Here is a 25,917-nt window from a genome sequence, read left to right on the forward strand (position 1 = left end):
CGAGGAGGCCACATGCCCGTCGTCCATTCCGTCTCGGGGCCGGTCGCCCCGCACGAGATGGGGCTCACCCTGCCGCACGAGCACGTCTTCGCCAACTTGAGCCGCACCGAACCCCGCGACGGCTTCCTCACGGTGTGGGAGGAGCGCAAGGCCGACCTCGCGCGCTTCGCCGCGATCGGCGGGCGCACCCTCTGGGACATGACCAACGGCGAGCTGAGCGAGCATGCGGCTCCCGTCTACACCGACCGCGACCCCGCACTGCGACAGCAGAACCCGACGACCGGTTCGCGCTCGGTCGCCAACGTCCTCGCGACGAAGGCGATGGCCGAGGAGACCGGGCTCACCGTCATCCTCGGCACCGGTCACTACTTCCAGGAGTATCTCGATACCGCCTGGTTCGACCGCACCTCCACCAACCGCATCGCGGACTACCTCATCGCCGACCTGCTCGACGAGTTCCCAGGTACCGGGGTTCGGGCCGGCTTCCTGGGCGAGGTCGCCTCCGATCTGCCGACCATCTCCGCCGCCGAGGAACGCTCGTTCCGTGCCGCCGGGCGGGCTGCTGCAGAGACCGGCGCGATGGTGAGCACCCATGCGCCCACCTTCCCGACCGGCGAAGCGCAGATCGACCTGCTCGTCGCGGAAGGCGTCGACCCGGAACGGATCGTCGTCGGGCATAGCGACACCGTCAAGGACCTCCAGTACTCGCTGGACCTGCTCAGCCGCGGCGTCTTCGTGCAGTACGACTGCATGATGGCGGTCAAGGTCGGAGGACACATTGCCGTGCACGAGCTCGAGCGCCGGGTTCGCTACCTCGCGGCGCTCGTCGAGAAGGGCTACGGCCACAAGGTGCTGCTCTCGCATGACGTCAGCCAGCGCTCCCATCAGGCGGCGCACGGCGGCCCGGGCCTCACCCTCCTGTTCGAGGAGTTCAAGGACGCGGCGATCGCGGCCGGAATCGACCCGGACGCGCTGCGCGCGATGTCGGTCGAGAACCCGAGGCGCGCGATGTTCGGCGAGTAGTCACCCCTGGAGCCAGCCGTGCCACTCGGGGTCGTGACCCGGCCAGACCTCCTCGCCCGCCGCATCCAGGTCGGCGAGCCGATCGATCGCGCGCTGCGCAGCGGCGTCGCCGCCGGGGCTGCCGGTCCAGCCGCACGGCAGTCGTCCCTCGATGTTGGCGCGCAGGTCGGCGGCATCGCAGGCGAGCACGATCGTCCGCTCCGGCAGCGTCACACGGAACGACTGGTGCCCGGGCGTATGCCCTGCGGTGTCCAGCGCCTCGAGCCCGGCCGCGATCACGGCGTCGCCCTGGAGCAGGCGCACCTGGTCGCGACGGGCGAGCGCGCCCTCCGGGAAGACGACCTCCCGCAGGCCTGCGCCCGACTCGAGCCAGTCCCACTCCGCGGCCTGCAGCAGCAAAGGCACGTCGTCGCCGATCAGTCTCAACCCGCCGGTGTGATCGACGTGCAGGTGCGAGATCGCGATGCCGCGAAGCGCGCCCCAGTCGAGCCCGGCAGCGGCGATCTGCTCGACGAGCGGGTCGCCCGGCGGCACGAGCGCCGTGTAGCCGTCGTAGTTGTAGTGCGCGGCGCGGCGTTCCGGGTCACGGATGATGTCGACGTCGAAACCAGAGTCGAGCAGCACCCAGCCGTCGGCGTACTCGACCGCAGCGGCCGTCACGGGCTCGAGCAGATAACGTCGCGGGTCGCCGCCGCGGATCGACACCGACTCGCGGATCGGCTCCCAGCCGAGCACCAGCGGAACGAGCCGGACCGGCGAGCCGCCCACGGGGAGCGTGCCGTCGAAGCGAGCGGGTCGGGCGTGGATCACGGGGGCCTCCGAGGGTGGGACGCAAGATCGCGACCTGTTGATCCTCTCACATTGGATCCAATATACTCTTGTTAGAATCCAATCATCGAACATGACCCGAGGGGCGACATGACCGAGCCGATCGACATCAACATACCCGTCACGGAGACGATGCTGCATTGGGGCCGCCGTCCGACGTACGAGATGGTGGAACGGATCGACGACGGCTTCCCGTCGGACGTGTCGCGCTGGCTCATCGGCGCCCACACCGGCACCCACGTCGACGCGCCGTCGCACTTCGTCAAGGGCGGTACGACCGTCGACCAGCTCGCGCTCGAGTCGACCGTCGGCCCGGTTCGGGTGCTCGACCTGCGCGGAGTCGAGGAGGAGATCACCGCCGAGGACCTCGTCGCGGCCGGCGCCGAGGGCGCCCGGCGCGTGCTCTTCAAGACCCGCAACTCGACCGACGCGCTCACCCGCAACGAGAAGTCGCCCACGTGGGTCGGCCTCGGGCCCACCGGCGCCCGATGGCTCGTCGACCACGGCGTGCTCTTCGCGGGCAACGACTACATGACGATGGAGGCGCCCGCCAACACGGTCGAGTGGCCCACCCACGTCATCCTCTGCAACGCGGGCGTGGTGATCCTCGAGAACGCCAACCTCGCCGAGGTCGAGGCCGGCGACTACTACATGGTCTGCCAGCCCGTGCCGTTCGAAGGTCGCGAGGCCGCCCCCGCCCCGACCGTGCTGCTGCGGCTGCCCGCCTGACACCGCGGGCGGGCGGGGTGGCGACGCCGGGGATCAGCGGGCCGCGAGGTACTCGAGCACCTCGTGCGCGGTGACGAGCGCGTCGCGCTGCATGTAGGCGATCGCCCGGAGCGCGGCGTCGTGCGCCTCCGGACTCGACCCGCCGACGCAGTCGGACAGCACTCGCACGTGGTAGTCATGCTGGTGCGCGTCGACTGCGGTGTAGTGGATGCAGACGTCGGTCAGCCCCCCGACGAGGAACAGGGTGTCCGCCTTGTGCGCCTTGAGGACGATCTCGAGCTCAGTGCCGAAGAATGCCGAGTAGCGGCGCTTGCGGATCACGAACTCCTCCGGCTGGGGGTCGATCCACGAAGCGAGCTCGGTGCCGTCGTCGCCCTCGATGCAGTGGGGACCCTCGGCGCCGTCGAGTTCTCGACCGATGTCGACGAGCGACGGCTTGTGCACCTCCTGGATGAAGACGACCGGCACGCCGGCTGCACGGCAGCGCGCGATGATGTTCTCCACGCGCGGCGCGCGCGCCTCCCGGCCGCCCATGAGCGGGATCCCGCTCGGCTCGGCCGATGCGCCGGAGCCGCCCTGGATGTCGACGACGACGAGGACGGGGGTGCCGGGGACGCTGATCATGGGGTTCCTTTGCGGGTCGGAGCGGGCCGGAGCGGTCGGAGCGGTCGAACTGTTCAGGGTCGGTCGAGCAGGCGCCGCGGGTTCTCGACGAGGATGCGGTGCTCGAGCACGCCGTCGTCACCGGCGAGCGCGGAGATCGCGGGCCCGATCCGGCGGAACAGGTGGTCGTAGCCGTTCCCGCCATTGCGACGGAGGTTGGCCTGGGTCCAGACGTCGGCGGCGATGACGAGCTGGTCGGCGTGGCCTTCCCCGAGCAGCCAGGCGATCATGTCGAGGCGCTCCGAATCGGTCGGATTGCGCAACTGCGAGGAGCCGTAGTGGAAGTCGCTGCCGAACGTGTCGTAGCCGAGCATCGCCCCCGCCTGCGCGACGGCGCGGTGGTAGCCGGGGTCGAAGTTCTCGTCGAGGTGGCCGATGATCACCCGATCGGGAGTCATCCCCTCGTCGACGAGCGCGTCGAGTACGTCGAGGCCCGCCTGGCCGCGGAACGACAGGTGCATCGACACGGCGGCGCCGGTCTCGGCACCGGCGCGCCCGGCAGCGCGGATGACCCGCCATTCGGCGTCGGTGATCGGCCAGCTGGTGCCGACCTCGCCGAGCAGGGCGGGGAGGATGCGGTCCGGCCCGATCCCGTCGCGCAGGTCGGCGAGGAGCAGCTCGGCGAGCTCGTCGACGCCGAGTCCGCGGATCCGCTCGGGGTGGACGTCCTCGACGTAGAAGCCCGCGCCCACGCAGATGTGCACGCCGCTGCGCCGGGAGATCTCGGGCAGCGCGGCCAGGTCGCGTCCCATCCCCTCGAGGGTCAGGTCGACCACCGCGGAGCCGCCCGCTGCAGCGACCTCGGCGAGCTCCTCGGCAGCGAGGTCGGGATCGTCGAGGACGAGATTCTCTGGCAGCGACAGCGCGTTCCATGCAAGGTAGCTGCGCAGTCGCGGGCCCATGGGCACGCCGGCCGGCGGGGGCTCGGCATGCGGCTTGGCCCAGATGCGCAGGTCGCCGAGCACGTGCTCGTGCATCGACGTGCGGCCGAGGTCGGCGGCCTCGATCGGACCCAGGACGGTATGGATGGGCATGTGACTCCGACGAACGGGGGCGGCTGGGGAACGGACGCGGGGCGTCGTGCGCTCGGCACGACGCCCCGCCGGAGTGTGTGTTGCCGCCTACTCGGCCAGCCACTCCCCGTAACTGCTGTACAGCTCCTCGCGGTGGGCGGCGATGTACTCCTCGTCGCGGGTCACCGAGATGGCGAGGTGCTCCTCCGAGTTCGGGACGTTGGCCTTGACCTCATCCGAGAGCAGATCGAAGGTGGCGGAGTTCGACGGGCCATAGCCGGTCTTCTCGACGAAGGCGATCTGGTTCTCCGGCTCCGACATCCACTCGGCGAGCGCGATGGCGTTCTCGGGGTTCGGCGCGCCGGTGGGGATGACGAAGTACGAGGCGCTCGGGAACGCCTGGTTCCACTGGATCGTGACGTCGAGCCCCTGGTTGATGAGGGACTGGTACTGGCCGGTCACCGAGACGGCGATGGCCGCCGACCCGGATGTCAGGAGGGTCTGCGTCTCCGCGTAGCTCGTATAGAAGACGAGGTCGTCCTTGATGGTGTCGAGCTTGGCCTGGGCGCGCTCGATGTCGAGCGGATAGAGGTCCTCGGGTGCGACGCCGTCGGCGAGGAGGGCGATCTCATACGAGGCGTCGACGCTGCCCGCGACGCCCGGCCAGGCGCGCTTGCCCGGGAACTTCTCGGTGTCGAAGAAGTCGGCCCAGGTCTGCGGACCGCCATCCGGGAACGTCTCGGTGAGCCAGGCCTGGGCGATACCGAAGACGAAGCCGCCGGCCGCATAGGGCTGGCCGACCTCCGGCATGAGGTCGTTGTCGACCGTGTCGGGCAGCTCGATCATGTTGTCGCTGTAGCTGACGACGTAGTCGCCGGAGGCCTGGACGAGGTCGTAGTCGCCCTCGCCGCCCTCGAGCATCTCGAACAGCAGGGCGTCCTCGAGCGTGGCGGAGGCGACCTCGACACCGGTCTCCGCACTGAAGCCGTCGAAGAACGCGGCTTGGCGGGCGTCGTGGGTCGGGCCGCCGTAGTCGGCGAAGACGACCTCGCCGGACAGCTCCGAGGCGGCTGATGTCTCCTCGGCCGTGCCGGCGCAGGCGACGAGCGAACCGGCGGCGACGAGGGAGACGCCGACGGCCAGGACGCGGCGGAGGCGACGCGCTGTGGTGGTCATGGGATGGGGTGTCCTCTCCGAAGGGGGAATGTTGGATCCAATATACCTATTGCTGGATCCCAAGATGTTTCGGTCGGGTAAATCCTCGAGCCGGAACGGGCACGACGCTCAGCCGTCGAGCCGGGTGGCCCGTCGTCGGGTGAAGGGCAGCAGGTCGACCGCCGCGACCGGCGCGATGCCATCGTCGACGGCGACCCAGACGCGGGCCGCCGGGGCGTACTCCGCGAGCAACTCGGCGCAGACGCCGCAGGGCTCGATGAGATGCCAGCTGCCGCCCGGCCGACGCAGTATGCTCACCACCGCATCGATCCCACCCGCGTCACCGCCGATCGCCTGCACGGCCGCGCCGATCGCAACGGCCTCCGCGCAGACCGAAGCCCGCGAGGCGGAGGCCTCCACATGCAGCCCCGTGACGATCGAGCCGTCTCGGAGGCGCATCGCCGACGTCACCTCGTGCCGGCCGGCGCGGTAGCGGCGCTCGAGCAGCTCGCGCGCCAGACGCAGCAGCTCCGCGTCATCCGCACCCATGCCAGCGGGCACACCCGCGAGCTCGGGCCGATCCGGTCGCCCCTCGCTCATTCCCAACCCATGAGCCGCGCCATGTTGCCGCCCTCGACGAGCGCGCGGTCCGCCGCGTCGGGGATCGCCTTCGCGATCTTCATGCGCTCGAGGTCGAAGTCGCTTCCCGGCCACTCGGAGCCCATGAGGATCTTCCCGGCACCGAGACGCGCGTAGGCGCGCTTCACGTCCGACACGAGGGTCGCCGACGTCTCGAGGGAGATGTGTGGGTTGCGCTCCGCGACGATGATCGCCTCCGGCACGTTCCACACCGCACCCATGTGGGCGATGATCGTCGGCACCTCGGGGAAGTACTTCGCGACCTCCTCGATCGCGAACGGGGCGCAGAACGCGTCGTCGAGTGCGTTGATGAGCACCGGGAGGCCGAGCTCGGCGCACGCGCTGAAGATCGGGTCGAGCAGGCCGTGGTCGGCGACGTGGTAGCCGTGCAGGCTCGGATGCAGCTTGAGCCCGACGAGCCCGGCTTCAGCGATGCGCGCGATCTCATCGACCGCATCTTCGGCCTGCGGCATGACCTGGCCGAAGCCGAAGAGCCGATCAGGATACCGACCGACGAGGTCGATGAGGAAGTCGTTCTCGATGCGCTGCGAAAGCGAGCACACCATCGCCTTGTCGACTCCCGCCGCGTCCATCCGGTCGAGGATGCGCTGGGGATCGAACGGCGTGTATGCGGGCGGCTCCTCCCCGGGGCGGGCGCCGCTCAGGTAGTCGGACCGGCCCCGTCGGTCCTGGGTGGTGTTGTAGGCGTCGATGATCACGCGGGTTCTCCTCGGTCGATGGATCAGGTCGGGGAATTCGTTCGGCGGTCGGCGACGAGGAAGGAGGCGATGCGCTCGCCGATGACGACGGCGGGCATGGCGGTGGTCGCCCGCGGCACCATCGGCATGATCGAGCAGTCTGCGACGGTGAGGCCCACGATCCCGTGGACCCGCCCGCGCGCATTCACGACGGCGTCACGATCGCCCTCCGGGCCCATCCTGCAAGTGCCGACCGGGTGCCAGTAATTGTCGGGGTTCGCCTCGACGTGGGCGACGAGCTCGTCGTGCGACGCCGCCGCCCCGAGCCCGGGATGGAGCTCCTCGCCGACGAGTTCGCGGATGCCGCGGACCGAGGCCATCGCGCGGAGGAGCTCAGCGCCCTCGGCCAGCACGCGCGCGTCACGACGCTCCGGATCGCTCAGGAAGCGGTGATCGATCGCCGGCTTCGACTCCGGGTCGGTGCCGGTGATGTGCACGTGACCGCGTGAGACCGGCTGCAGGTTGCTCACGCCGACGCTCCAGCGGAGCAGCTCGCCCCGATGGGTCGGGCTGTACGGCAGGAAGTGCAGGTCGAAGACGTCGGGGTCGAAGCTCGACGCGGCCTTGCCCATGGCCTGCTCGTCGGGTGCCCAGCCGGTCGCGCGCAACTCGGTCATCCGCCGCGTCATCTCGTCGCTTCCCGCCCAGCTCATCAGCAGGAACGGTTGATCGTGCAGGTTCTCGCCCACGCCGGGCAGGTCGACGACGACCGGGATGCCGAAGCGGGCGAGCAGCTCGGGGGGGCCGACGCCGGAGCGCTGCAGCACCTGCGGCGAGTTGAAGGCGCCGCCGCTCACGACCACGTGACCCGCCCGGACGACATGCCCCTCGCCGCGCCAGATCACCTCGACGCCCACCGCGACACCCCGCACGACGACCACGCGGGCGACGTGGGCGTCACCGACGACCGTCAGCCGCGGGTCGGCACGCACCGGGTCCAGGTAGGCGAACGCCGTGTTGAACCGTACGCCGTCGACGATGTTGTTCTCCTCCGGCGCGACTGCCGCGCCCTCGTCGACGTCGTTCAGGCTCGCGCGCTGCGGGATCCCGAGCGCGGGCGCGGCGTCGTACCAGGCGCGCTGCCACGGGGTGAGGTCCTCGGCGCGGTATGCCGCGACTCGCATCCGCCGTGTTCCGTCGTGGAAGAGGGGCAGCAGCTCGTCCATCGTCCAGCCCGGATTCCCGGCCTCCGCCCAGCCGTCGTAGTCGCGGCGGTGTCCCCACGTCTGCGTGGTGCCGTTGACGTCGCTGCACCCGCCGATCGCCCGGGCGCGCTCGAAGCCGACCTTGACCGGCAGGGTGTCGCCGGAGTCGTAGCCCCAGTCGTGCGAACGGCCGAGACGGGTCGCGTCGAGGAAGTCGGCGGGCCAGTGCGGGTCGCCGAACGGGCCGAAGTCGGGCCCGGCCTCGAGTACGAGCACCTCGGCGCCTGCCTCGACGAGCCGCGCGGCAACGACATTGCCGGTCGTGCCGCCGCCGACGACGACGTACTCCACCTCCTTCGGGAGCTGCTCGACCATCGGGGTCCCTCTCCTAGACCAGCGCGAAGTACTCGCGCTGCTCCCAGTCGCTCACGTGCGCGAGGTAGCGGTGGAACTCGGTGCGCTTGATCCGGGCGTACCACGCGATCACCTCGTCGCCGAACGCCGCGCGGAACACCTGGTCCGACTCGAGGGCGTCGACGGCCTCGCCGAGATTCGAGGGCAGCCTCTTCGCGTCGTTCTCGTAGGGGTTCTCGGCCGGGGGGCCGGGGTCGATCGTCCGGTCGACCCCGTCCATCCCGCTCACGAGCTGCGCGACGATGTAGAGGTACGGGTTGGCTGCCGGCTCGCCCGAGCGGTTCTCGAGCCGCGACGACGGGTCGCCCGGCGTGCCGACGGCACGCACCATCGCGCCCTTGTTGTCGACGCCCCACACCACGCGGTCGGGCGCGAGCGAGTACGGCTGATAGCGCTTGTACCCGTTGACCGTCGGCGTGCTGAACGCCGCAGCGGCGGTCGCGTGCTCGAGCAGGCCTCCGAGGTAGAAGCGCCCGGTGTCGCTCAGCACCTCGCCCGTGCCCGGCTCCGCGGCGAAGACGTTCGCGCCCGTGAGCAGGTTCCGCAGGGACTGGTGCAGGTGCCAGCCGGTCGACGCGGTCTCGGCGCCGACGGGGCGGGACATGAAGGTCGCGTGGTAGCCGAGCTTGCGCGCGATCTGGCGCACCGCGGTGCGGACCAACACGACATCGTCGGCGACCCGCGCCGCATCCCCGGCATCCATGGTGAGTTCGAGCTGGCTCGGGCCGAACTCGAGCTCGAGGGTGCGCAGCGGCAGGTCCATGCGCGTGAGTCCCGAGTACAGGGCCTGCACGAGGTCGTCGAGGTCGCCGAGCGCCTCGGCATGCAGCAGTTGCGCGCCTGGCGTGGTCGGCGCGGCGACCGGAGCCGCTCCCGGTGCGCCGGGCCTGCCGACCCGCTCCGGCGAGAAGCCCGCCGGGTCCGACCGGAAGACGTGGAACTCGAGCTCGGCGCCGACCGTCAGCCCCAGGTCCCGTTCGGCGAGCGCCGCGAGCCGGTCGCGCAGGATGCCGCGCGTGCAGAACGGCACGGGAGCTCCGTCCGGGAAGTACAGGGAGCACAGCACGAGACCGGTGCGCTCCGTCCAGGGCAGGATGCGGAACGTCGTCGGATCGGGAACGAGCACGACGTCTCCGGCACCGGCGAAGCGGCCGAGCTCGCCGAGGCCTGCGGGGTCGAACACTGCGAACACCGAGCGCCCGGAGGTGTCCTTGAGGAGGAGCGAGGAAGGCACGCGGATCCCGGAGCGCATCGCCTCTGGGACAGCCGAGCGGGCGAGCGTCTTGCCGCGCAGGATGCCGTGCTGGTCGGCGAAGACGAACTGCACCATCTCGATGCCGACCTCGTCCATGACCCGCCGCATCTGGCCGGCACTGGCGTACATCGCCTCGGTCCACAGGTCGTGGCGATCGACGAAGCCGCCGCGGTCCCCGGCGAGCATGGGCCTCGCGCTCGCGCCCCCGCCCGCCTCTGCGACCTTGCGTTCGTCGACGTTACGCATCGAAGGCCGCCTCCGGGATCTGCGCGCCCGCCCATGGCGAGGCGGCGCGTCGTTCCATCTCCTTCTCGACCCAGACCTGCTCCCAGCCCTCGCTGGGTGCGATCGTGTCGACGGCCCACGGGCCGGTGAACGTGGCGGCCTGGTCCCCGTCGAGCGGATGCGAGGGCAGCGGGTTGCCGGCGGCGAACGCGTCGATCGCCCTGAGCAGCAGACGGCGGTTGGCGGTCACCGCTCGGTCTGAGATGCCGAGCCGTTCGACCGTGCGGTCCTGGATCGGCCCCATCGACTCCACCGCCCACTGGTCGTGGACGTTGATGTCGAGGCCCATCCCGGTGTACGTGAGCTCCTTCTGCTCGCGAGGGTCGAAGCCCCAGTCGTTGCTCCGGTTGCGCAGCGGGCGGTAGTCCGGCAACGAGACGCCCTCGAGTCGCTGTCGGAGCAGGGTCTCCTTGTCCGTCGTCTCGGCGAAGTCGTAGAAGATCATGTACCAGTAGTGGTGCTCGTCGTCGATCGGGACGTGCCACTGCGTGAACACCTTGCTGTTGCCGAAGGGGACGACGAACGCGTTGGGGAACATGAGATTCGTGACGCGCACGTGCTTGATCTGCTCGGTCAGCTGGCGGATCGCGAACACACGCAGGCCGTGCTCCGCGCTCTCGACCTCGATGTCCGGGCGGTAGTGGTCGCCGACGAGCTTGGAGAGCTTCGTGCCCGTGCCCTCGACCTCCTCCGAGAACTGCTGGCCGTACACGTCGCGTGGATCCTCCTCGATGAAACGGTGGAGGAACGAGACGTGGCTCGGATCGATCCCGCCCTCGAGACCCTGGAGCCAGTTGCACTCCCACAGCCCCTTGAAGGCGAAGGTGTACTCGTCTGGCGCGGTGAAGCAGTCGTAGTCGGGGAAGGGCGGCGGGTCGCCCGCGCCCATGTAGGCGAAGATGATCCCGTTCTTCTCGATGCACGGGTAGTTGGAGATGCGGATCTTGCCGAGGAACTGGCTGTGCTCGGGCTCGGCGGGCTGCTCGATGCACCGACCCTCCGAGTTGTAGAGCCAGCCGTGGTAGAGGCATCGCATGCCCCCGTCCTCGAGGCGCCCGTACGAGAGATCGACGCCGCGGTGGGCGCAGTAGCGGCTGATGAGCCCCCAGCCCCTGGGCTTCTTGAACAGGACGAGGTCCTCGCCGAGCAGCCGGATGGCCTTGACCGGCCGCTCCTCGGGCATCTCCGAGGCGAGGGCGGCGGGTTGCCAGTAGGCCCGCAGCAGGCCGCCGAGCGGCGTGCCGGGTCCGGACTGCGTCAGCTTCTCATTGTCTTCGCGCTTCAGCACGCGGCCTCCTCGTTCTCACCACGGCAAATCTACATCCGATATCGGACGAATTGGATCCAATTATGCGGTATTCATGTTTCACGCAGGTGACGCGCCGCATCCGTCCGCCGCTCAGCCCGCAACCGCGACCATCGCGATCATGGCCCCGGTGCCCGCGATCGCGCTGAACCCCCTGGCGGCAGCGGTCCACTGACGCACCCGCCCGCGTCGCTCGTGCACGGCCAACCGCGCCTCGAACCCCGCGTGCAGCAGCGCAGCGGCGGCGAACGGCACCAGGAGCGGCGTGGACGCACCATGATGGGAGCCCCCGGCGACGAAGTGGCCGCCGCCGTCTGCGAGCAGCAGCATCGCCGCGCCGAGCACGAGGCTGACGAGGTGGACGGCTGCTTCCTCCGCATGCGCCGGGTCGCGCCGCCGCACGGTGGGCGCGAGCGCAAGTGCCGCAGCCACGAGCAGCGCCGACCAGAAGACGGCCGACATCACCATCCCCCCGAGCAGGCACACATCGGTCATCGCCGCGAGCATGACGAGTTCGGCGAGCAGGATGCCGCGCGGCCGGCGCGGCCACCCCGGCCCGAGCACGATGCCTGTCGCGGTGCCGGCCAGCATGACGAGGCAGAGCAGCGTCGACATCTCAGAGGTCGAGCACGAGCAGCGGGCATGCGGACCGCGAGACGCAGATCAGCATGCAGTCGTTCTGCGCCTTCTCCTGCGGGGTCAGCACGTGGTCCCGGTGTTCGGGCTCGCCCTCGATCACGCGGGTCTCGCAGCTGCCGCAGATGCCCTCCTCGCAATCGCTCATGACGTCGACGCCCGCCGCGCTGACCGCCTCGAGGATGCTCTGCTCCGGCGTCACGGTCAACCAGAGGCCGCTCTGCCGCAGCTCGACGGTGAAGGCGTCGGTCGCGGATGCGACACCATCGTCGTCTGGCGCGGCGAACAGCTCGGCGCGGAGGCGGTCCTCGGCGCCGATCGCGGCGAGTGCGGCGCGCACGCCCGCGAGCAGCCGCCGTGGACCGCACACGTAGACCAGGGCGCCGGGCAGGAGGTCCGCGACGAGTGCGTCCGCATCCAGGCGGCCGTCCTCATCCCCGGGGACGAGCGTGACGCGGTCGCCGTACGTTGCGAGTTCGTCGACGAATGCCATGCTCGCTCGACTGCGTCCGGCGTAGGCGAGCGACCACGGCCGCCCCTCGTCCTCGAGCCGGGCGATCATCGGGAGCAGTGGCGTGATGCCGATGCCTCCCGCGATGAGGAGGTAGGCATAGGCCTCCTCGAGGGCGAAGTGGTTGCGCGGTCCCCTGATGTCCACGAGGTCCCCGACTCGAAGGACGCGGTGCACCCAGTCGGAGCCGCCTCGCCCCTCGGGCTCGTGCAGCACCGCGATGCGGTAGCCGGGCTGGCCGGGTCGTCCGCTGAGCGAGTACTGGCGGACGCCGCCTGCCGGGAGGAGCACGTCGAGGTGCGCGCCCGGTTCCCAGGGTTCCACCGCGCCCTCGACCGGCTCGAGGTGCACCGAGAGCACACCGTCACTCTCCTGCCGCATTCCGCGGACGAGCGCGGGGCGCACGCCGGGGTCCTCGCTCATGGTGCTCCTTCCACGTCGGCGTCGATCGCCACAGGGGTGACGATTCTTGATTGGATCCAATCCTAATGGATTAGGATACGTTCATGACACTGACCAACCGCCCCGCCGAGATCCCCGCCGATGCCCTCGAGGCCAAGCCGCTTGCGCCGCCGAGCGCAGAGCCGCTGGACGGCCCGGTCCTCGTGCGCAGCCGGGTCGACTTCGCCACCGACGACCGCCGCCTGATCTCCGGGATCTGGGAGTGCGAGCCGGGTCGCTCCCGCTGGGAGTTCGATACCCGCGGTGAGATCATCCACGTGGTCTCCGGCACGATGACCGTCACCGAGGACGATGGCGAACCGCTCGAACTGACTGCGGGGACCACCGCCTTCTTCCCGATCGGCTGGCGCGGCGAGTGGCTCGTGACCGAGACGCTGCGCAAGGTCTTCGTCGTGTACCGATCCTGATCGCTGCTCGCGTGGTCACTCCTCATGGCGCTGACCTGCGACTAGAGTTGGATCCAATCTGAGTTCAGGCGCCGGGACGGCCCGGCGTTCCGAGAAGAACGGACCGCGCTCACGTGACCACGCCCGAAGGCAACGCCCTCGTCGACGACCTCGCCGCCCGCATCCGGGCGAAGATCATGTCGGGCGAGATCCCGATCGGCGCCCCGTTGCGCCAGGCCGAGCTCGCCGAGAACTTCGGAATCAGCCGCACGCCGGTGCGCGAGGCACTGCGCCAGCTGCAGAGCGGCGGCCTCATCGAGGTCATGCCGAACCGCGGTGCGGTCGTGCGGGTGCCCGTGCCGTGGGAGGTGCGCGAGGTCTACGAGATCCGTGCCGAGCTCGAGGCGCTCGCAGCGCGGCGCGCCGTGTCGCGGCTCGACGCGTCCAAGATCGCTGAGTTGCGTGCCGTCAATGATCGGATGTACCAGCGCTCGCTCGCCGTCGCCGCGGGCGAGGCGAGCGCCGATGAGAACGCCGGCGCCAACGACGCCTTCCACACGCTCATCTACGAAGCCTCGGGCAACACGCGCCTCGCCCGCATGCTGGCCGAGATCAACGATGCGTTCCCGCGCAACGTCTCGGCGCGCGTGCTGCAGGACAACCCGCGCCACCGCGACGAGAACTTCGCAGAACACCGCGAGCTCGTCGACGCGCTGGAGGCGGGCGACGCCGACCGGGCCGCCGACCTCATGCGCGACCACGTGATGAGCGCCGGCGTGCACCTCGCCCAGTGGTACGAGCGCCGCTCCTCGACGGTGTTCACCGGCTGATCCACCGGGTGCGTCCGCGAACGCACCGCCGTCGGCACCGTCCGAGGCACTGGGATCGTCGATGCTTCAGTGGTGGCCGTGCCCCTCGTGGGCATGGCCGCCGTGGTGGTCATGACCGCCGTGGTGGGCCTGGCCGGCGTGCGCGCCGGGAGCCGCGGATGCCGGGACACCGCAGTCGGCGGATGCCTCGGACGGAGGCACGTCGAGCGAGGGGTTGCGGTCGAAGAAGCCGTCGGGTTCCAGTCGGAACCCGATCCTGTCGACGGGCATGATCGGCCACTGCTCGGGGCGCGGGAAGTGGTGCACGCCGATGACCGGCCACAGCACGAGGCGCTCGTCGACGAGCGAGCGGTCGGCCTGCTGCCACAGATGCACGCCGTCATCGCCGAGCTCGCCCTGGTTGGGGTATTCGCCTGCGATGAAGCGCTGCTCGGCGTCGTAGGCGCTCACCCAGAGGTGCCGCGACACGAACGGCGCCTTGCGCTCGACGGTGCTGCCGGACCGTGCGAACAGCTGCGTCGTGTTGGGCAGGGCGAGTCGGTACGCCGTCGGCTCGCCGTACCGGTTCGTGGAGGACTCGCTCTCGATCCGCCAGTGCAGCGCGCGCGCAGGGTCGGCCATCCGCCCTCCGATCGCCTCCGTGGTGATCGGGGTCTCGACCGCGATGACGGCGTTGCCGTACGGGTTGCGCGACTCGTCCGGGTCGGACTCGGCATGCACCTCGACGAGGCGGTTGCGCGGCCCGTCGACGGCGGTGTCGAGCCGTACGCCGAAGTAGTGCTGGTGCGTCGGCGCCTGCACGTTGGGAGCCACCAGACGGCCATGGCGCGGCGTCTCGTCGTCGGCGATGCCGGAGACCGACATCAGGCCGGTGAGCTTGACCTCGAGCTCGATCGAGCCGTCCTGGTGCAACGACCAGTAGAAGCCGTAGTCGTAGTTCGCGACGGTCGCGAACGCGGAGATGACGAGCTTTCGGGACCGGCGGACCTCCGCGCTGCCGGTGCGTGTGTTCACGTGCTTCCAGAGGATCGAGTCGTCCTCCTCGTGCACGCAGATGCCGTTGACGATCCGCTTCGCCTCGCCGTGTCCGTCGAGGTACTCGACATCGAAGTAGCGGATCTCGCCGAGGCAGTCGCACCCCAGCTCGAGTGAGGCGGTGAGCGGACCCGCACCGTACTCGCCCCAATCGAAGAAGTTCTTCCGGTACGCCGTGGGGTCGTCATCGAGATACGGCACGTACATCTCATTGACCGCGGCGCGGGCGAGGACGGGCCTGATCGTGCCGTGGTCGTCGTACGCCAATTCGTGCAGCACGAGGCCCTCGCGGTGGCTGAACCCGATGCGAAGGCTCCAGTTCTGCCAGCGGACGAGCTGTCCCTCGATCGTGAAGCCCGGGCCATCGGGCTGGGTGATCTCGAGCGGGGCGACCGCGCGGTCGGGGCCCCACGTCCCGGGCCTGTAGATCCCGGTCTCGCTCGCCATCGGGATCACACCGTGGTCCTCGACGCGGACGACCTCGAGCGCGTCGAGGTCGAGGATCGGCACGAGCCCGGCTACAGGGCGGGCGTAGCCGTTGTCCTCGGGGAACTCGCGGTGCCAGACGGTGCCCCAGCTGAGCCGGCGGTCGCTCAGGTCCTCGGGCTCGAATCCGGTGATCGACTCCGGGTCGACCCAGACGAGCGACGTGTCGGTGATACCGCGCTTGGCGAGCGCCTCCGTGAGCAGCGGCGAGTTGCGGGCGGCCTGCGCGATCATCCGCGCCTCATCGCTCGACACGCCCGGACGGCGGTGGTCGATCGAGGTCCAGCCCTCGATAACTGCGAGGGCGTCGCCCGCTGCGGTCCAGCCGCGCACCTCCCATGCGGCGTGCGCATCCGGATTCATGACGACGCTGCGTACCGGTCGCGGACCCTCGGCGAGCGCGTGGCGCGCGCGCTCCTCGTCGAGCGCGATCCCCCAGAATCGCGGCCGATCGCCGATGCGGGCGTCGGCGCGGATCGCGGCGACGAAGGTCTCGATCTCGTCGCCCCGGAGCGGGTCGAGGACGTGGCGAGTGGGGTCGGTCATGCTGCTTCCTCCGGGGTGACGACGATGAGGGCGGCGCCGTCGGCGCGCGGGTCGCTCGCGGCGTCGATCACGCCCGATCCAGGGCGCAGGCGGACGGCCTGCACGTGACCCGCCTCGTCGAGCAGGTGGTCGGCGCGTGCGACCGGCAGGCCGAGCGTTTCGGCGGCTGCCGCGGCGGATTCGGCACCGGGTTCGGCGACGAGGGTGAGGACGGGATGGCCGAGATCCTTCGCGCCGATGACCCACCGGCCGCGGCCAAGCACCTCGGCAGGGACGGCCGAGGGGTCGAGCAGCGGGGGGGCGACCTGCGCGAGGATCCAGGGCTGGGCGCTTCCGCCTTGGCAGCCGACGCCGACGACGAGGTCGTCGGTCTCGACGATCACGGGGAGCAGGGTGTGCGGCGGGCGCAGGCCCGGACCGATGCGGCCGGGGTGGCGCGGGTCGACGCTGAAGGCGGCGCCGCGGTTGTGGAGGACGACGCCCGTGCCCGGGTCGAGCAGGCCCGAACCGAACCACTGGTAGACGCTCTGGATGACGGTGACGACGGTGCCGTCAGCGTCTGCGGCGACGACGGCGACGGTGTCGCCGAGCGCGCGACCCGCCTTCGGCAGTTCGCCGTCGTCGTCGCGGCCGCGCGGGTCGAGGAGCGCCGCGACGTCGATCGGGCCGCCGCGCGGATCGCCGAGTCGGGACTGCCGGGTGAGGGCCGCCTCTCGCGCGGCGACGATCAGTTCGAGCATGTCGCGTTCGCCCGGCGACGCCGCTTGGGCGAGCACGTCCGGCAGGATGCCGAGCAGCACCGCTCCCTGGCTCGGCGGAGGAGCCACCCACCAGCGGGCGCCGCCTGCGTCGGCCATGAGCGGCTCAGGGCGCTCGGCGCGGTGCGCGGCGAAGTCGGCGGCGGTCATCGCGGATCCGAGCTCGGCGAGCCGGCCCGCGATGGACTCGGCGATCGGCCCGTGGTAGAACGCGCCGGGATCGACTGCGAGCGCGTCGAGGGTCGTCGCGAGCGCAGGCTGCACGAGCAGGTCGCCCTCGGCGAGCAGGCCGCCATCGCCGTCACCGAACACCCCGATCATGCCCGCGTCCTCGAGCAGGATCTCGCGGCGGCCGGCGAGCGCGCGCGCGAGCCCGGCGGATACCGGGGACCCCGAGCGGGCGAGCTCGGCAGCGCGGCGCAGGCTGTCGGCGAGCGGGAGGGCCGCGCCGAGCTCGGCGACCGCCGCCCACCCGGCGACGGCACCCGGGACGGTGACGGTGTGCGGGCCCTGCCGGGGCATGAGCCCTTCCGCGGTGAACGCCGCGACGTCGACGGCCGCCGGCGCGGCGCCGATCGACAGCACGGACGTGACGCTCCCATCCGGCCGCCGCACGAGGGCGACGAGATCGCCGCCGACGCCGCACTGGTGCGGGTAGACGACGGCGAGCGCGGTCGCGGCCGCGAGCGCGGCGTCCACCGCGCCGCCACCGGCCGCGATCGCGGCGGCGGCGCTCTCGAGCGCGGCCGGATGCGGCGCGGCCACAGCGAGACGGGCGTGGGTCATCGGAGGACCTCCCGGTCGGGGCGAAGGAAGTCGAGATCGGGACGATCGATGCCCTCGACGAGGTCGGCGACCGCCTCGCCGACGGCCGGAGCGAACTTGAACCCGTGCCCGGAGCAGGCCGCGGCGACGATCACGCCGGGCTGGTCCGCGAGTGCGCCGATGAGGAAGCGCCTGTCCGGGGTCATGGTGTAGAGGCACGCGGCCGCCTCGCCGCCGGTCACGTCGACGCCGGGGGCGAACCGGGCGAGCAGCCCTGCGAGGTGGCCGGTCTCCTCGGGGGTGGGCGGCGCGACGGGGATCTCGGGATCCCACAGGACGCCCGCGTCGACGCCGATCTTCGCTCCGGCGCCGGCCACCTCGGGAAGGCCGAACACGAGACCCTCGTCGAGATCGACCGAGAATGCGCCGAGCGCGGGCGACTGGGCTGCGGCCTGTCCGGGACGCGCCGAGTAGGTGAGGATGCGCCAGACCTCGGCGCGCACGCCGACGGCGGGGAGGAGCCGGGAGAGCCAGGGGCCGCCCGCGACGACGAGACGGTCGGCGAGCAGCTCACGGCGGTCGGTCGCCACGCGAACGCCCTCGTCGTCGCCCGCCCAGCCGAGCACGGTCTCGCCGAACGACAGCTCGGCGCCCGCCTCGGCGGCGGCGGCGTGCGCCCAGGCGAGTGCGGCGCCGGCCTCCACGACGCCCGCGTCGGGGTCGAGGGTCGCGTGGTAGCCGTCGGGCAGGCGCAGCCCGGGCAGCACCTCGGCGACCTCGTCGAGGGAGGCCGGCCGGCTGCGACCGCCTTGCAGTCCGCCGCCTGAACGATGCGCGTAGGCGCCGGAGGTGCGGTGCACGAAGACCATGCCGGCCTGCCGCTCCCACCGCTCCCAGCCGCGGTACGCGTGCCGGACGAACTCGTTCCAGTCAGGATGCGGGTACGCACGGCGGATCATCCGGGTCGCGCCGTGGGAGGAGCCGCGAGGGTGACCGGCTGTGAATCGCTCGATCCCGGCGACGCGCAGGCCGCGCCTCGCGAGCTCGTACGCGGACGCGGAGCCGTGGATGCCGAGCCCGAGGATGACGGCGTCGTATCGTGCGGTCACGTCGTCACCGTACCTGTCGGGCGAGGTCGGCGACGGCGTCGAGGAGGGCGGTGGCATCCGTCTCGTCATTGTAGACGTGCGGAGACAGGCGGACGACACCCGGGAGGCCGCGGTCGCCGAGGTCCCACTGCGCGTGGCCGGCCGGGATCGCGATGCTGTCGATGCGGCGCTCGCGGAGGGCGGCCGCGATGTCGCGCGGAGCGTGTCCGGCGACCGTGAAGGTGACGATGCTCGAGGGCGAGCGCGGCGGATCGGCGATCTCGACCCCGGTGATCCCTGCGAGCCGGTCGCGCAGATCGACGCCGAGATCGACGAGGTGGCGCTCGGTCGCGGGGAGACCGCGCTCGAGCGCCTCGCGAAGGGCGACGCCGAGTCCGACCCGACCGGCGACCGACGACTCCCAGGTCTCCAGCTTCCGCGCGGGCGACGACATCATCCACTCGTCGAAGCCGGTCCAGTCGGAGCCGCGCACGTCGGGCGCCCAGGGGGCGAGCTGGTCGAGGAAGGACCGCCGCAGGAAGGCGAAGCCGGTGCCCCGCGGCCCGCGGAGGAACTTCCGGCCCGTGGTGACGAGCACGTCGCAGCCCACCCGGTCGACGTCGATGCAGATCTGCCCGACCGACTGGGTCGCATCGAGGATGTAGCGTGCGCCGTGGGCGCGGGCGATACGCCCGATCTCCTCGATCGGCTCGACGAGGCCGGAACTCGTCGGCACGTGGACGGCGCTCAGCACGGCGCCCGGGCCGGCCGCGTGCAGGGCCTCGTCGAGCGCGTCGAGGTCGAGGGCGCCGTCGGCGCCGTTGGGGAGGACGACGAGTTCGACGCCGTCGTAGTCGCGAAGCGACAACAGGCGGAGCGCCTGGCTCACGTAGCTCGATCGGGGGGCGATCACGGTGTCGCCGCGGCCGAGCCGCAAGGCATCGAACACGACACGGAGGCCGGTGGTTGCGCTGTCGAAGAGGGCGATCTCGTCGGGCTGCGCGTTGAGCAACGAGGCGGCGTCGGCGTAGACCCCGTCCAGCGCGGGCGCGGCCCGGTTGGCAGCTTCGTAGCCGCCGACGTGCTGCTCGGTACGGAGGTGATCGATGACGGCCTCGACGACGGCATCGCTCGGCAGTCCCGCGCCGGCGGCGTTGAAGTAGTGCCGGCGGCGGGTGCCGACGGTGCGCTCGCGCTCGGCGGCGACGTCGATCGCGGTGGCGACCCCGTCGGCCGCCGAGGTCGACAGGTCGATCGTCATGTGCGTGCCCCCTGGCCGTGAAGTCCGTGGATCCGGCTTCCATCCGGATTGGATCCCATACTACTCATAATTGGATCCAATCACGCCAGTCGGAGGAGGCGCGCTGCGTTGAGCCCCAGGATGTCGTCCCGCTGGCGTGCCGAGAGGCCCGGCAGCGCCTCGACCGCTGCCACCGTATCGGCAGGGTCGTACCAGGGGAAGTCCGAGCCGCACAGCACCCGATGCGTCCCGATCCGATGCACGAGCGCCGAGATCTCGTCCGCCGTCGCGCCGTTCGGCGCGCCCGCCCAGTTCACGATCTCCGAGAGGTCGAAGCGCAGCGCCGGATGCCGCTCCGCGACGGCGGCGACGTCCCGCCAGCTCGCGCCCCCGAGGTGGGCGAGCACGAGCGGAGCGTGCGGCACGTCGTCGAGGATCGCCGCGAGGGCTGCCGGCAGCGCCCACCCGGAGCCGCGGATGTCGGGGCCGGAATGGACCACGATGGGGATACCCGCATCCGCCGCGACCTCGAACACGGGCCGGAGCCCCGGATCGTCGGGATAGGTGCGGATCGCGATGGTGTGCAGTTTCATCCCCCGGGCGCCGTGGTCGCAGACGAGCTCGTCGACGTGGGCGGCCGACTCCCTGCCGCTCATCACGGCGGGATTCACGGTGACGAACGGCAGCAGCTCCGGGTGCCGTGCGCCGAGCGAGCACAGCCACCCGTTGTAGGCGCGCAGCCTCGCCGCGTGCTCGGGGAACGCCGGAGGCACCGGCCAATGCCGCTCGCCGCCGGGCGGGAAGGGCAGGCCCGGCAGCTCATAGCTGCGGAGCACCGCCGCGTACGACATCCCCGCCTCGGCGAGCGCCGCGAGGCCGTCCTCAACGGTGCCGGCCCGGGAGCTGAAGCGCACGCCGTCCAGCCTGCCGTACTCGACGATCGGGTAGGCGGTCGTGTCGCGGAGACCCTCGTCTGCACTCGCGTAGAGGTGCATGTGGGTGTCGATCCTCATCGACGGGCCTCCTCACCGACCGCCTCGACGGTCGTCCGGCTCGCGGAGCCTCCGGGCTCCGTGGTCATCGCGTGGCCGGCGCGGTCCGGGCCTCCACCGTCGTCCACATCTCGAAGCAGTTGCCGCGTGAGAGGCTCATCACGCCGATTCCGGCGCTCGTGGTGCGGCCGACCTCGGGACCGAAGACCTCGATGAGCAGGTCGGTCGCACCGTTGCAGACGAGATTGACGTCGGTGAACTCCGGCGTCGTGACCGTGAAGCACAGCGCGTTGACGATCGCCGAGACCTCGTCGAGCGAGCCGAGCGCGGAACGGATGAGGCCGAGCACGCTCATCGCGGCGTAGCGCGCGGCCGCGTAGCCCTGCTCGACGGTGACGTCCGCGCCGATGCGGCCCGGGTGGAGCATGACGCCGTCGCGCGACTCCGGAGTCATGCCGCTCAGCGTGACGATGCGACCGGAGATGTGGAACGCCTTCATCGCCCCGTAGCGCTCGCCGTACGGCGGGTTCGCATAGTCCGGGATGTCGAGGCCGAGCGCGGCCACGCGCTGTTCGGCGGTCATCCGGACGAGGTCGTTCCGGCTCATCGACATCCTCTCGGTTCGGGTTCCAAATGGGATCCACTAGCATCGGTGATGGATACAATACCGCACCGCTTCAGGGAAGGTGACCGATGGCCCCGACACCCGAGGAACGCATCCGGGAACTCGGACTCGACATCCCGGACTATGCGAACCCGCCGTACGGCGAGCGCTACGGCACGCTCAAGCCCTTCCACCGGATCGGCGACCTGCTCGAGCTCAGTGGCATGACCCCGGAGGCCCGCGACGGCGTGCCGCTGCACCCCGGCTCCGTGAGCGTCGACCTCACCGTCGAGCAGGGCTACGCCGCCGCGCGCTACGCCGCGATCAGCGCGCTCGGCATGATCCGCTACGCGCTCGGTTCCCTCGACGAGGTCGTGGCGCTCTCCCGGTCCCTGTGCTTCGTCGTCTGCCCACCCGGCTTCGAGGACCTCCATCTCGTCTCCGACGGGGCGAGCGACCTGTTCGTCGAGGTCTTCGGCCCCGTCGCGGGTCGTGCCGGCCGCGCCTCCATCGGCGCGACCGCGCTGTCCGGCGGCAACTGCTTCGAACTCTGGCTCAGCCTGGAGTGCGCGCCGCGAGCCTCCGCGTGAGGGCGCTCGCCGAGACCGGCCCGCGCGGGCTCGCCTTCTGGCTGCTGGTGTTCGCCGCGACCCTCGGCAATATCGTCAACAGCGCCTCGACCCCGGTGCTCGCGCGCATCGTGCAGGAGCACCTCGCCGGGGACGCGGCGCTCGCGGGCTTCGTCGTGTCGCTGTCCGCGTTCGCCTCGATCGCCGCGATGCCGCTCGCCGGCATCCTCGCGGACCGCGTGGGCGTGCGCACCGTCATCGTGGTCGCAACGGTCGTCGCGGCGGTCGGACTCGCCGTCGTGCTCGCGAGCCTCACCGTGGGCGGCCTCGTCTCGAGCCGGATTCTGTTCGGCGCCGGCAACGCGGCGGTGGCGACGGTGCTCACCGCCTGGGTCGTCGCGGTCGTCCCGGCGGGGCAGCGCGGCCGCGCGCTCAGCCTGTTCGGCCTCAGCGTCTGGGTCGGACTCGCGCTCGGCCCGCCGCTCGGGGAGAACCTCTCCCAGTCGGCGGGCTATCAGGCGGTCTGGATCGTCGCGATCGCGCTCCAGGTCGGCGGACTGGTGCTCGCGTCCTTCGTCCGGGGGGCACCGCGGACTGTCGCGGTCGCCGACCCCCGTGAGGTCGCCCGCGGCATGTCCGCGTGGGCGCCGACACTGCGCACGATCGCGCTCCCCGGCGGCGTCGCCGTGACCGCCTGGGCAGCTGAGGGCTTCATGATCGCGTTCCTCATCCAGCACCTCGAGAAGAACGGGCTCCCGGCCGAAGGCGTGACGGGCGCCGCAAATGTCTTCACCGTCTTCGCGGCGAGCGTCATCGTCTCGCGACTGCTGATCGGCGGGCTCCCCGACCGGATCGGCGGCGTCGCGACCGCGCGGATCTCGCTCCTCGTGCTCGGCGCGGGCCTGGCGGTGCTCGCCTTCTCGGGACACTTCGCGGTCGCGGCGATCGGCGCGGTGCTCGTCGGCGCCGGGTATTCGCCGCTCTACCCCGCGCTCACCATGCTCGCGACCGACGGGCTCGACCCGTCCCGGCGCGCGAGCGGGGTCGGCCTGTTCTCGGCGATGACGAGCATCGGCTATGCGATCGGCGCCCTGCTCGGCGGGGTGCTCGTGCAGTCCGTGGGCGAGACCACGAGCTTCCTCCTGGTAGCCGGAGCGCAACTGCTCGTCGGGCTGCTTCTCCGCGGACAGCGCGGAGTCGCGCCCGCCGCCGGCGCGCCGTCGCCGGCGCCCGAGCCGGGCTGATCTCGCCGAGGTCTGCCGGTCGGCCGGGCCGGGCTCAGAGCGCGATGACCACGCTCTTGAGCTCGCAGAACCCGCGCAACGCGTCCTCCCCGAGATCGCGACCGAGACCGGACTCCCCGACACCGCCGAACGGGAGCGCCGGGTCGAACACGTTGTAGGTGTTGACCCACACCGTCCCCGCCTTGAGCCGACGCGCCATGCGGTGCGCACGCGAGACGTCCCGTGTCCAGACGCCGGCCGCGAGACCGTAGTGCGTGTCGTTGGCGATCGCGACGGCCTCGTCCTCGTCGTCGAACGGGATGATGCCGACCACCGGTCCGAAGATCTCCTCGCGTGCGATCCGCATGTCGTTGCGCACGCCCGTGAAGAGCGTCGGCTCGACGTAGAAGCCGGGACGATCGGGCACCTCGCCGCCGACGGCGAGCTCCGCCCCCTCGTCGATCCCGGCCCGGATGTACTGGAGCACCTGCCGGCGCTGCTCCTCCGACACGAGGGGTCCCACCGTCACGCCGCCCGCGAGGCCGTCGCCGACGGGCACCCGTCGCACGGCGGCCGCGAGTCGCTCGGTCGCCTCGTCGAGGATGCCGCGCTGGACGAGCAGGCGGCTGCCGGCGGTGCACATCTGGCCCGAGTGCCCGAAGGAGGCGCGCATGGCGGTGAGCACCGCGGCGTCGAGGTCGGCGTCGGCGAAGACGATGTTGGGGCTCTTGCCGCCGAGCTCGAGGGTGAGCCGCTTGAAGTCGGCGCTCGCGCTGGTCATGACCGTGCGCCCCACCTCGGTGGAGCCCGTGAACGAGACCTTGTCGACCCCAGGGTGCGCGACGAGCTGCGCACCGACCCGGCCGTCCCCGGTGAGCACGTTCACGACTCCGTCAGGCACCCCCGCATCGGAGAGGATGCCGGCGAGCGCGAGCATCGTCATCGGGGTCTGCTCGGCCGGCTTGACGACGACCGAGCAGCCGGCGGCGAGCGCTGGCGCGAGCTTGAAGCTCGCGGTCATGATCGGGAAGTTCCAGGGCAGGATGAGCGCCGCGACGCCGACGGGCTCCAGCACCGTGTAGACGTGGTGGTCGCCGCCGTCGACGGGCACGACACTCCCGGTGAGCCGCGACGGCGCCCCCGCGAAGTACCGGAAGGTGCGAGCGGCCGTCGCGGTGTCTGCACGCGAGCGCTCGATCGGCTTGCCGTTGTCGCGGGTCTCGAGCACGGCGAGCTCCTCGAGCCGCTCCTCGATGAGCTCGGCGACGCGGTGCAGGATGCGAGCACGCTCGTGGGGGGTGAGCCCGATCCAGCGGCGCTCCTCGTGCGCGCGCCTCGCGGCGGCGACCGCGGCATCCGTCTCGGTGGGGCCGGCCTGCAGCACGCTCGTGAAGGCGACGCCGGTGGCGGGGTCGATCACCGGGATGCGCTCGGCGCCCTCGGGGGCGAGCCAGGCGCCGTCGACGAGATAGGGGTGCAGCGCGGGCAGTTCGATCAGTTGATCTCTCACGGGTGGGTCTCCTGGGGTCGAGCGGATGGTGCGGATGCGCGGCCGCGGTCGAGCACGCGCGCCGGTTCGGTCACGGTGAGGCGGGCGAGGGTCTCGGCGTCGACCCCGAGGGACCGGAGGCCCGGGATCACGCGCGCGACCAGGTGGTCGTAGCCGGGTCCGCCGAAACGGCGGTACTGGGCCTTGGTCCAGAGCGACGTGCCGAGCACCCAGCGGATTTCCGGAGCGTCGGCGAGCAGACCGACCAGTGCGTCGAGCCGAGCGAAGTCGGGGGTGTTGCGCACGCGGCCGAGGTGCCCGCCCTCACCGCCGAAGCACATCTCGAGGACCGCTCCGGCGGCGCCGAGCTCGGCGAGGTAGCCGGGGTCGGCGTACTCGTCGACGTTGGCGAGGACGACGCGCGCCGCCGGGAGTCCCGCCGCCTCGACCGCGGCGAGCACCGCGAGGCCGTTCCGGCGACCCGGGTCGAGCCGAATGCTCACCGCGGCTCCGTGGGCGGCTGCGGCCCGCGCTGCGGCCCGCAGGCTCGCCCGCTCGTCGACGCCGGCGACGCCGGTGAACGCGTCCGTCGTGCCCATGATGCCGAGCATCCCGGCCCGGAAGTCCGTTCCTGGGATCGCGTCGGCGAGGGCCGCGGCGAAGAGCCGTTCGCGCCCGTTCTCGTCGAGCTCGCGGTACCAGGCCGGGATGCCGCCGCCGAGGTAGGCGCCGTAGCAGGCGACGACGTGCAGACCCGTCGCGCGCGAGATCCCCGGGAGGCGCCCGTGGTCCGGGCCGAGCCCGAGCGAGGTCGCCTCGACGACCGCGCGCTGCCCGCCGCGCGCGGCGTGGGCGAGCTCCTCCGCGGCCACCGCGACATCCTCCAGCCGGAGGTTGTCCTCGAGCGCGAGCTGTCCCCAACGCAGGGCTCCGGCGAGCTCGGCGGTGACCGGCTGCGCAGGATCGAGCAGCTCGACTCCGGTGCGCTGCAGTGCGGAGGCGTCCGCGAGGACGTGCTCGTGCATCGAGGCCACCCCGAGCTCCGCCGCCTCGATCTCGCCGAGTACGGTCGAGATCACGCCGG

25 protein-coding genes are annotated in these 25,917 nt (G+C 71.4%); 6 read left to right on the plus strand and 19 right to left on the minus strand.

Going from position 1 to position 25,917, the window contains the following annotated elements:
* The first annotated feature begins 12 nt into the window (after positions 1-12).
* On the plus strand, positions 13-1,023 hold the full coding sequence (locus ASG80_RS15885) for a phosphotriesterase (RefSeq protein WP_056732427.1): 1,011 nt from the start codon (positions 13-15) through the stop codon (positions 1,021-1,023).
* Here ASG80_RS15885 and ASG80_RS15890 read toward each other — a convergent pair whose 3' ends face one another.
* The gene (locus tag ASG80_RS15890) at positions 1,024-1,833 is read right to left on the minus strand and encodes an N-acyl homoserine lactonase family protein (RefSeq protein WP_162256643.1); all 810 of its coding nucleotides are present in this window, start codon (positions 1,831-1,833) and stop codon (positions 1,024-1,026) included.
* Positions 1,834-1,941: 108 nt separating this feature from the next.
* Between ASG80_RS15890 and ASG80_RS15895 the strand changes: the two genes are divergently transcribed.
* Positions 1,942-2,580 carry a cyclase family protein gene (locus ASG80_RS15895; protein WP_056732430.1) on the plus strand — a complete coding sequence of 213 codons (639 nt, stop codon included), beginning with the start codon at positions 1,942-1,944 and terminating at the stop codon, positions 2,578-2,580.
* A 33-nt stretch (positions 2,581-2,613) separates the two neighbouring features.
* Here ASG80_RS15895 and ASG80_RS15900 read toward each other — a convergent pair whose 3' ends face one another.
* From ASG80_RS15900 to ASG80_RS15945, 10 genes are all read right to left on the minus strand, one after another.
* Entirely contained in the window at positions 2,614-3,204 is a 591-nt protein-coding gene (locus tag ASG80_RS15900) for a cysteine hydrolase family protein (protein ID WP_056732432.1), read from the minus strand.
* Positions 3,205-3,257: 53 nt separating this feature from the next.
* Complete coding sequence (locus ASG80_RS15905) at positions 3,258-4,277, minus strand: phosphotriesterase (RefSeq protein ID WP_056732434.1); 1,020 nt, start codon at positions 4,275-4,277, stop codon at positions 3,258-3,260.
* Between the two features lie 87 nt (positions 4,278-4,364).
* On the minus strand, positions 4,365-5,432 hold the full coding sequence (locus ASG80_RS15910) for an extracellular solute-binding protein (RefSeq protein WP_056732437.1): 1,068 nt from the start codon (positions 5,430-5,432) through the stop codon (positions 4,365-4,367).
* A gap of 108 nt (positions 5,433-5,540) precedes the next feature.
* Entirely contained in the window at positions 5,541-6,011 is a 471-nt protein-coding gene (locus ASG80_RS15915) for a cytidine deaminase (RefSeq protein WP_056732438.1), read from the minus strand.
* Positions 6,008-6,769: an amidohydrolase family protein gene (locus ASG80_RS15920; protein WP_056732440.1), complete on the minus strand. Its 762-nt coding sequence runs from the start codon at positions 6,767-6,769 to the stop codon at positions 6,008-6,010. The genes ASG80_RS15915 and ASG80_RS15920 overlap by 4 nt, the downstream gene beginning before the upstream one ends.
* A gap of 23 nt (positions 6,770-6,792) precedes the next feature.
* Positions 6,793-8,328, minus strand: a complete 1,536-nt coding sequence (locus ASG80_RS15925; RefSeq protein WP_056732442.1) for a GMC family oxidoreductase — start codon at positions 8,326-8,328, stop codon at positions 6,793-6,795.
* A gap of 13 nt (positions 8,329-8,341) precedes the next feature.
* Positions 8,342-9,868 carry a glutamine synthetase family protein gene (locus ASG80_RS15930; RefSeq protein ID WP_082590491.1) on the minus strand — a complete coding sequence of 509 codons (1,527 nt, stop codon included), beginning with the start codon at positions 9,866-9,868 and terminating at the stop codon, positions 8,342-8,344.
* Positions 9,861-11,195 carry a Rieske 2Fe-2S domain-containing protein gene (locus ASG80_RS15935; protein ID WP_056732447.1) on the minus strand — a complete coding sequence of 445 codons (1,335 nt, stop codon included), beginning with the start codon at positions 11,193-11,195 and terminating at the stop codon, positions 9,861-9,863. The genes ASG80_RS15930 and ASG80_RS15935 overlap by 8 nt, the downstream gene beginning before the upstream one ends.
* Positions 11,196-11,306: 111 nt before the next feature.
* Positions 11,307-11,828 carry a hypothetical protein gene (locus ASG80_RS15940; protein ID WP_056732449.1) on the minus strand — a complete coding sequence of 174 codons (522 nt, stop codon included), beginning with the start codon at positions 11,826-11,828 and terminating at the stop codon, positions 11,307-11,309.
* Position 11,829: 1 nt separating this feature from the next.
* Positions 11,830-12,783, minus strand: coding sequence for a PDR/VanB family oxidoreductase (locus ASG80_RS15945; RefSeq protein ID WP_056732451.1), 954 nt, complete (start codon positions 12,781-12,783; stop codon positions 11,830-11,832).
* Positions 12,784-12,866: 83 nt separating this feature from the next.
* Here ASG80_RS15945 and ASG80_RS15950 point away from each other — a divergent pair, with 83 nt between their 5' ends.
* Both ASG80_RS15950 and ASG80_RS15955 read left to right on the plus strand, forming a co-directional pair.
* On the plus strand, positions 12,867-13,229 hold the full coding sequence (locus tag ASG80_RS15950; RefSeq protein ID WP_056732453.1) for a cupin domain-containing protein: 363 nt from the start codon (positions 12,867-12,869) through the stop codon (positions 13,227-13,229).
* Between the two features lie 113 nt (positions 13,230-13,342).
* Positions 13,343-14,038, plus strand: coding sequence for a GntR family transcriptional regulator (locus ASG80_RS15955; protein ID WP_056732456.1), 696 nt, complete (start codon positions 13,343-13,345; stop codon positions 14,036-14,038).
* 66 nt (positions 14,039-14,104) lie between these two features.
* Here the strand turns inward: ASG80_RS15955 and ASG80_RS15960 are convergent, their stop codons facing one another.
* From ASG80_RS15960 to ASG80_RS15985, 6 genes are all read right to left on the minus strand, one after another.
* Positions 14,105-16,105 (minus strand): primary-amine oxidase, encoded by a 2,001-nt coding sequence (locus tag ASG80_RS15960; RefSeq protein ID WP_082590493.1) that lies wholly within the window; start codon positions 16,103-16,105, stop codon positions 14,105-14,107.
* The gene (locus ASG80_RS15965) at positions 16,102-17,649 is read right to left on the minus strand and encodes a gamma-glutamyltransferase (RefSeq protein ID WP_056732458.1); all 1,548 of its coding nucleotides are present in this window, start codon (positions 17,647-17,649) and stop codon (positions 16,102-16,104) included. Before ASG80_RS15965 ends, ASG80_RS15960 begins: the two co-directional genes overlap by 4 nt.
* Positions 17,646-18,737 (minus strand): FAD-dependent oxidoreductase, encoded by a 1,092-nt coding sequence (locus ASG80_RS15970; protein WP_162256644.1) that lies wholly within the window; start codon positions 18,735-18,737, stop codon positions 17,646-17,648. Before ASG80_RS15970 ends, ASG80_RS15965 begins: the two co-directional genes overlap by 4 nt.
* A gap of 4 nt (positions 18,738-18,741) precedes the next feature.
* A complete protein-coding gene (locus ASG80_RS15975; RefSeq protein WP_056732462.1) occupies positions 18,742-19,977 on the minus strand; it encodes an aminotransferase class V-fold PLP-dependent enzyme in 1,236 nt (411 codons plus the stop codon).
* A gap of 80 nt (positions 19,978-20,057) precedes the next feature.
* Entirely contained in the window at positions 20,058-20,969 is a 912-nt protein-coding gene (locus ASG80_RS15980; RefSeq protein ID WP_056732463.1) for an amidohydrolase family protein, read from the minus strand.
* 64 nt (positions 20,970-21,033) lie between these two features.
* Entirely contained in the window at positions 21,034-21,555 is a 522-nt protein-coding gene (locus ASG80_RS15985; protein WP_162256645.1) for a RidA family protein, read from the minus strand.
* Between the two features lie 86 nt (positions 21,556-21,641).
* On the opposite strand from ASG80_RS15985, the gene ASG80_RS15990 reads away from it, so the two are divergent.
* On the plus strand, positions 21,642-22,142 hold the full coding sequence (locus ASG80_RS15990) for a RidA family protein (RefSeq protein ID WP_056732468.1): 501 nt from the start codon (positions 21,642-21,644) through the stop codon (positions 22,140-22,142).
* Positions 22,118-23,365 (plus strand): MFS transporter, encoded by a 1,248-nt coding sequence (locus ASG80_RS15995; protein WP_056732470.1) that lies wholly within the window; start codon positions 22,118-22,120, stop codon positions 23,363-23,365. The genes ASG80_RS15990 and ASG80_RS15995 overlap by 25 nt, the downstream gene beginning before the upstream one ends.
* Before the next feature lie 34 nt (positions 23,366-23,399).
* On the opposite strand, the gene ASG80_RS16000 is transcribed toward ASG80_RS15995, so the two are convergent.
* A complete protein-coding gene (locus ASG80_RS16000) occupies positions 23,400-24,854 on the minus strand; it encodes an aldehyde dehydrogenase (protein WP_056732472.1) in 1,455 nt (484 codons plus the stop codon).
* On the minus strand, positions 24,851-25,912 hold the full coding sequence (locus tag ASG80_RS16005) for a hypothetical protein (protein ID WP_056732474.1): 1,062 nt from the start codon (positions 25,910-25,912) through the stop codon (positions 24,851-24,853). Before ASG80_RS16005 ends, ASG80_RS16000 begins: the two co-directional genes overlap by 4 nt.
* Positions 25,913-25,917: the final 5 nt, after the last annotated feature.

Origin of the sequence: Agromyces sp. Soil535, assembly GCF_001428255.1 — a bacterium.
Taxonomy (GTDB): domain Bacteria; phylum Actinomycetota; class Actinomycetes; order Actinomycetales; family Microbacteriaceae; genus Agromyces.

Excerpts from the sequence above, each read along its gene's own strand:
- ASG80_RS15885 (WP_056732427.1), top strand. The coding sequence starts at position 13 with ATGCCCGTCGTCCATTCCGTCTCGGGGCCGGTCGCCCCGCACGAGATG.
- ASG80_RS15895 (WP_056732430.1), top strand. The coding sequence starts at position 1,942 with ATGACCGAGCCGATCGACATCAACATACCCGTCACGGAGACGATGCTG.
- ASG80_RS15900 (WP_056732432.1), bottom strand. The coding sequence starts at position 3,204 with ATGATCAGCGTCCCCGGCACCCCCGTCCTCGTCGTCGTCGACATCCAG.
- ASG80_RS15905 (WP_056732434.1), bottom strand. The coding sequence starts at position 4,277 with ATGCCCATCCATACCGTCCTGGGTCCGATCGAGGCCGCCGACCTCGGC.
- ASG80_RS15910 (WP_056732437.1), bottom strand. The coding sequence starts at position 5,432 with ATGACCACCACAGCGCGTCGCCTCCGCCGCGTCCTGGCCGTCGGCGTC.
- ASG80_RS15915 (WP_056732438.1), bottom strand. The coding sequence starts at position 6,011 with ATGAGCGAGGGGCGACCGGATCGGCCCGAGCTCGCGGGTGTGCCCGCT.
- ASG80_RS15925 (WP_056732442.1), bottom strand. The coding sequence starts at position 8,328 with ATGGTCGAGCAGCTCCCGAAGGAGGTGGAGTACGTCGTCGTCGGCGGC.
- ASG80_RS15930 (WP_082590491.1), bottom strand. The coding sequence starts at position 9,868 with ATGCGTAACGTCGACGAACGCAAGGTCGCAGAGGCGGGCGGGGGCGCG.
- ASG80_RS15940 (WP_056732449.1), bottom strand. The coding sequence starts at position 11,828 with ATGTCGACGCTGCTCTGCCTCGTCATGCTGGCCGGCACCGCGACAGGC.
- ASG80_RS15945 (WP_056732451.1), bottom strand. The coding sequence starts at position 12,783 with ATGAGCGAGGACCCCGGCGTGCGCCCCGCGCTCGTCCGCGGAATGCGG.
- ASG80_RS15950 (WP_056732453.1), top strand. The coding sequence starts at position 12,867 with ATGACACTGACCAACCGCCCCGCCGAGATCCCCGCCGATGCCCTCGAG.
- ASG80_RS15960 (WP_082590493.1), bottom strand. The coding sequence starts at position 16,105 with ATGACCGACCCCACTCGCCACGTCCTCGACCCGCTCCGGGGCGACGAG.
- ASG80_RS15965 (WP_056732458.1), bottom strand. The coding sequence starts at position 17,649 with ATGACCCACGCCCGTCTCGCTGTGGCCGCGCCGCATCCGGCCGCGCTC.
- ASG80_RS15975 (WP_056732462.1), bottom strand. The coding sequence starts at position 19,977 with ATGACGATCGACCTGTCGACCTCGGCGGCCGACGGGGTCGCCACCGCG.
- ASG80_RS15980 (WP_056732463.1), bottom strand. The coding sequence starts at position 20,969 with ATGAGGATCGACACCCACATGCACCTCTACGCGAGTGCAGACGAGGGT.
- ASG80_RS15985 (WP_162256645.1), bottom strand. The coding sequence starts at position 21,555 with ATGAGCCGGAACGACCTCGTCCGGATGACCGCCGAACAGCGCGTGGCC.
- ASG80_RS15990 (WP_056732468.1), top strand. The coding sequence starts at position 21,642 with ATGGCCCCGACACCCGAGGAACGCATCCGGGAACTCGGACTCGACATC.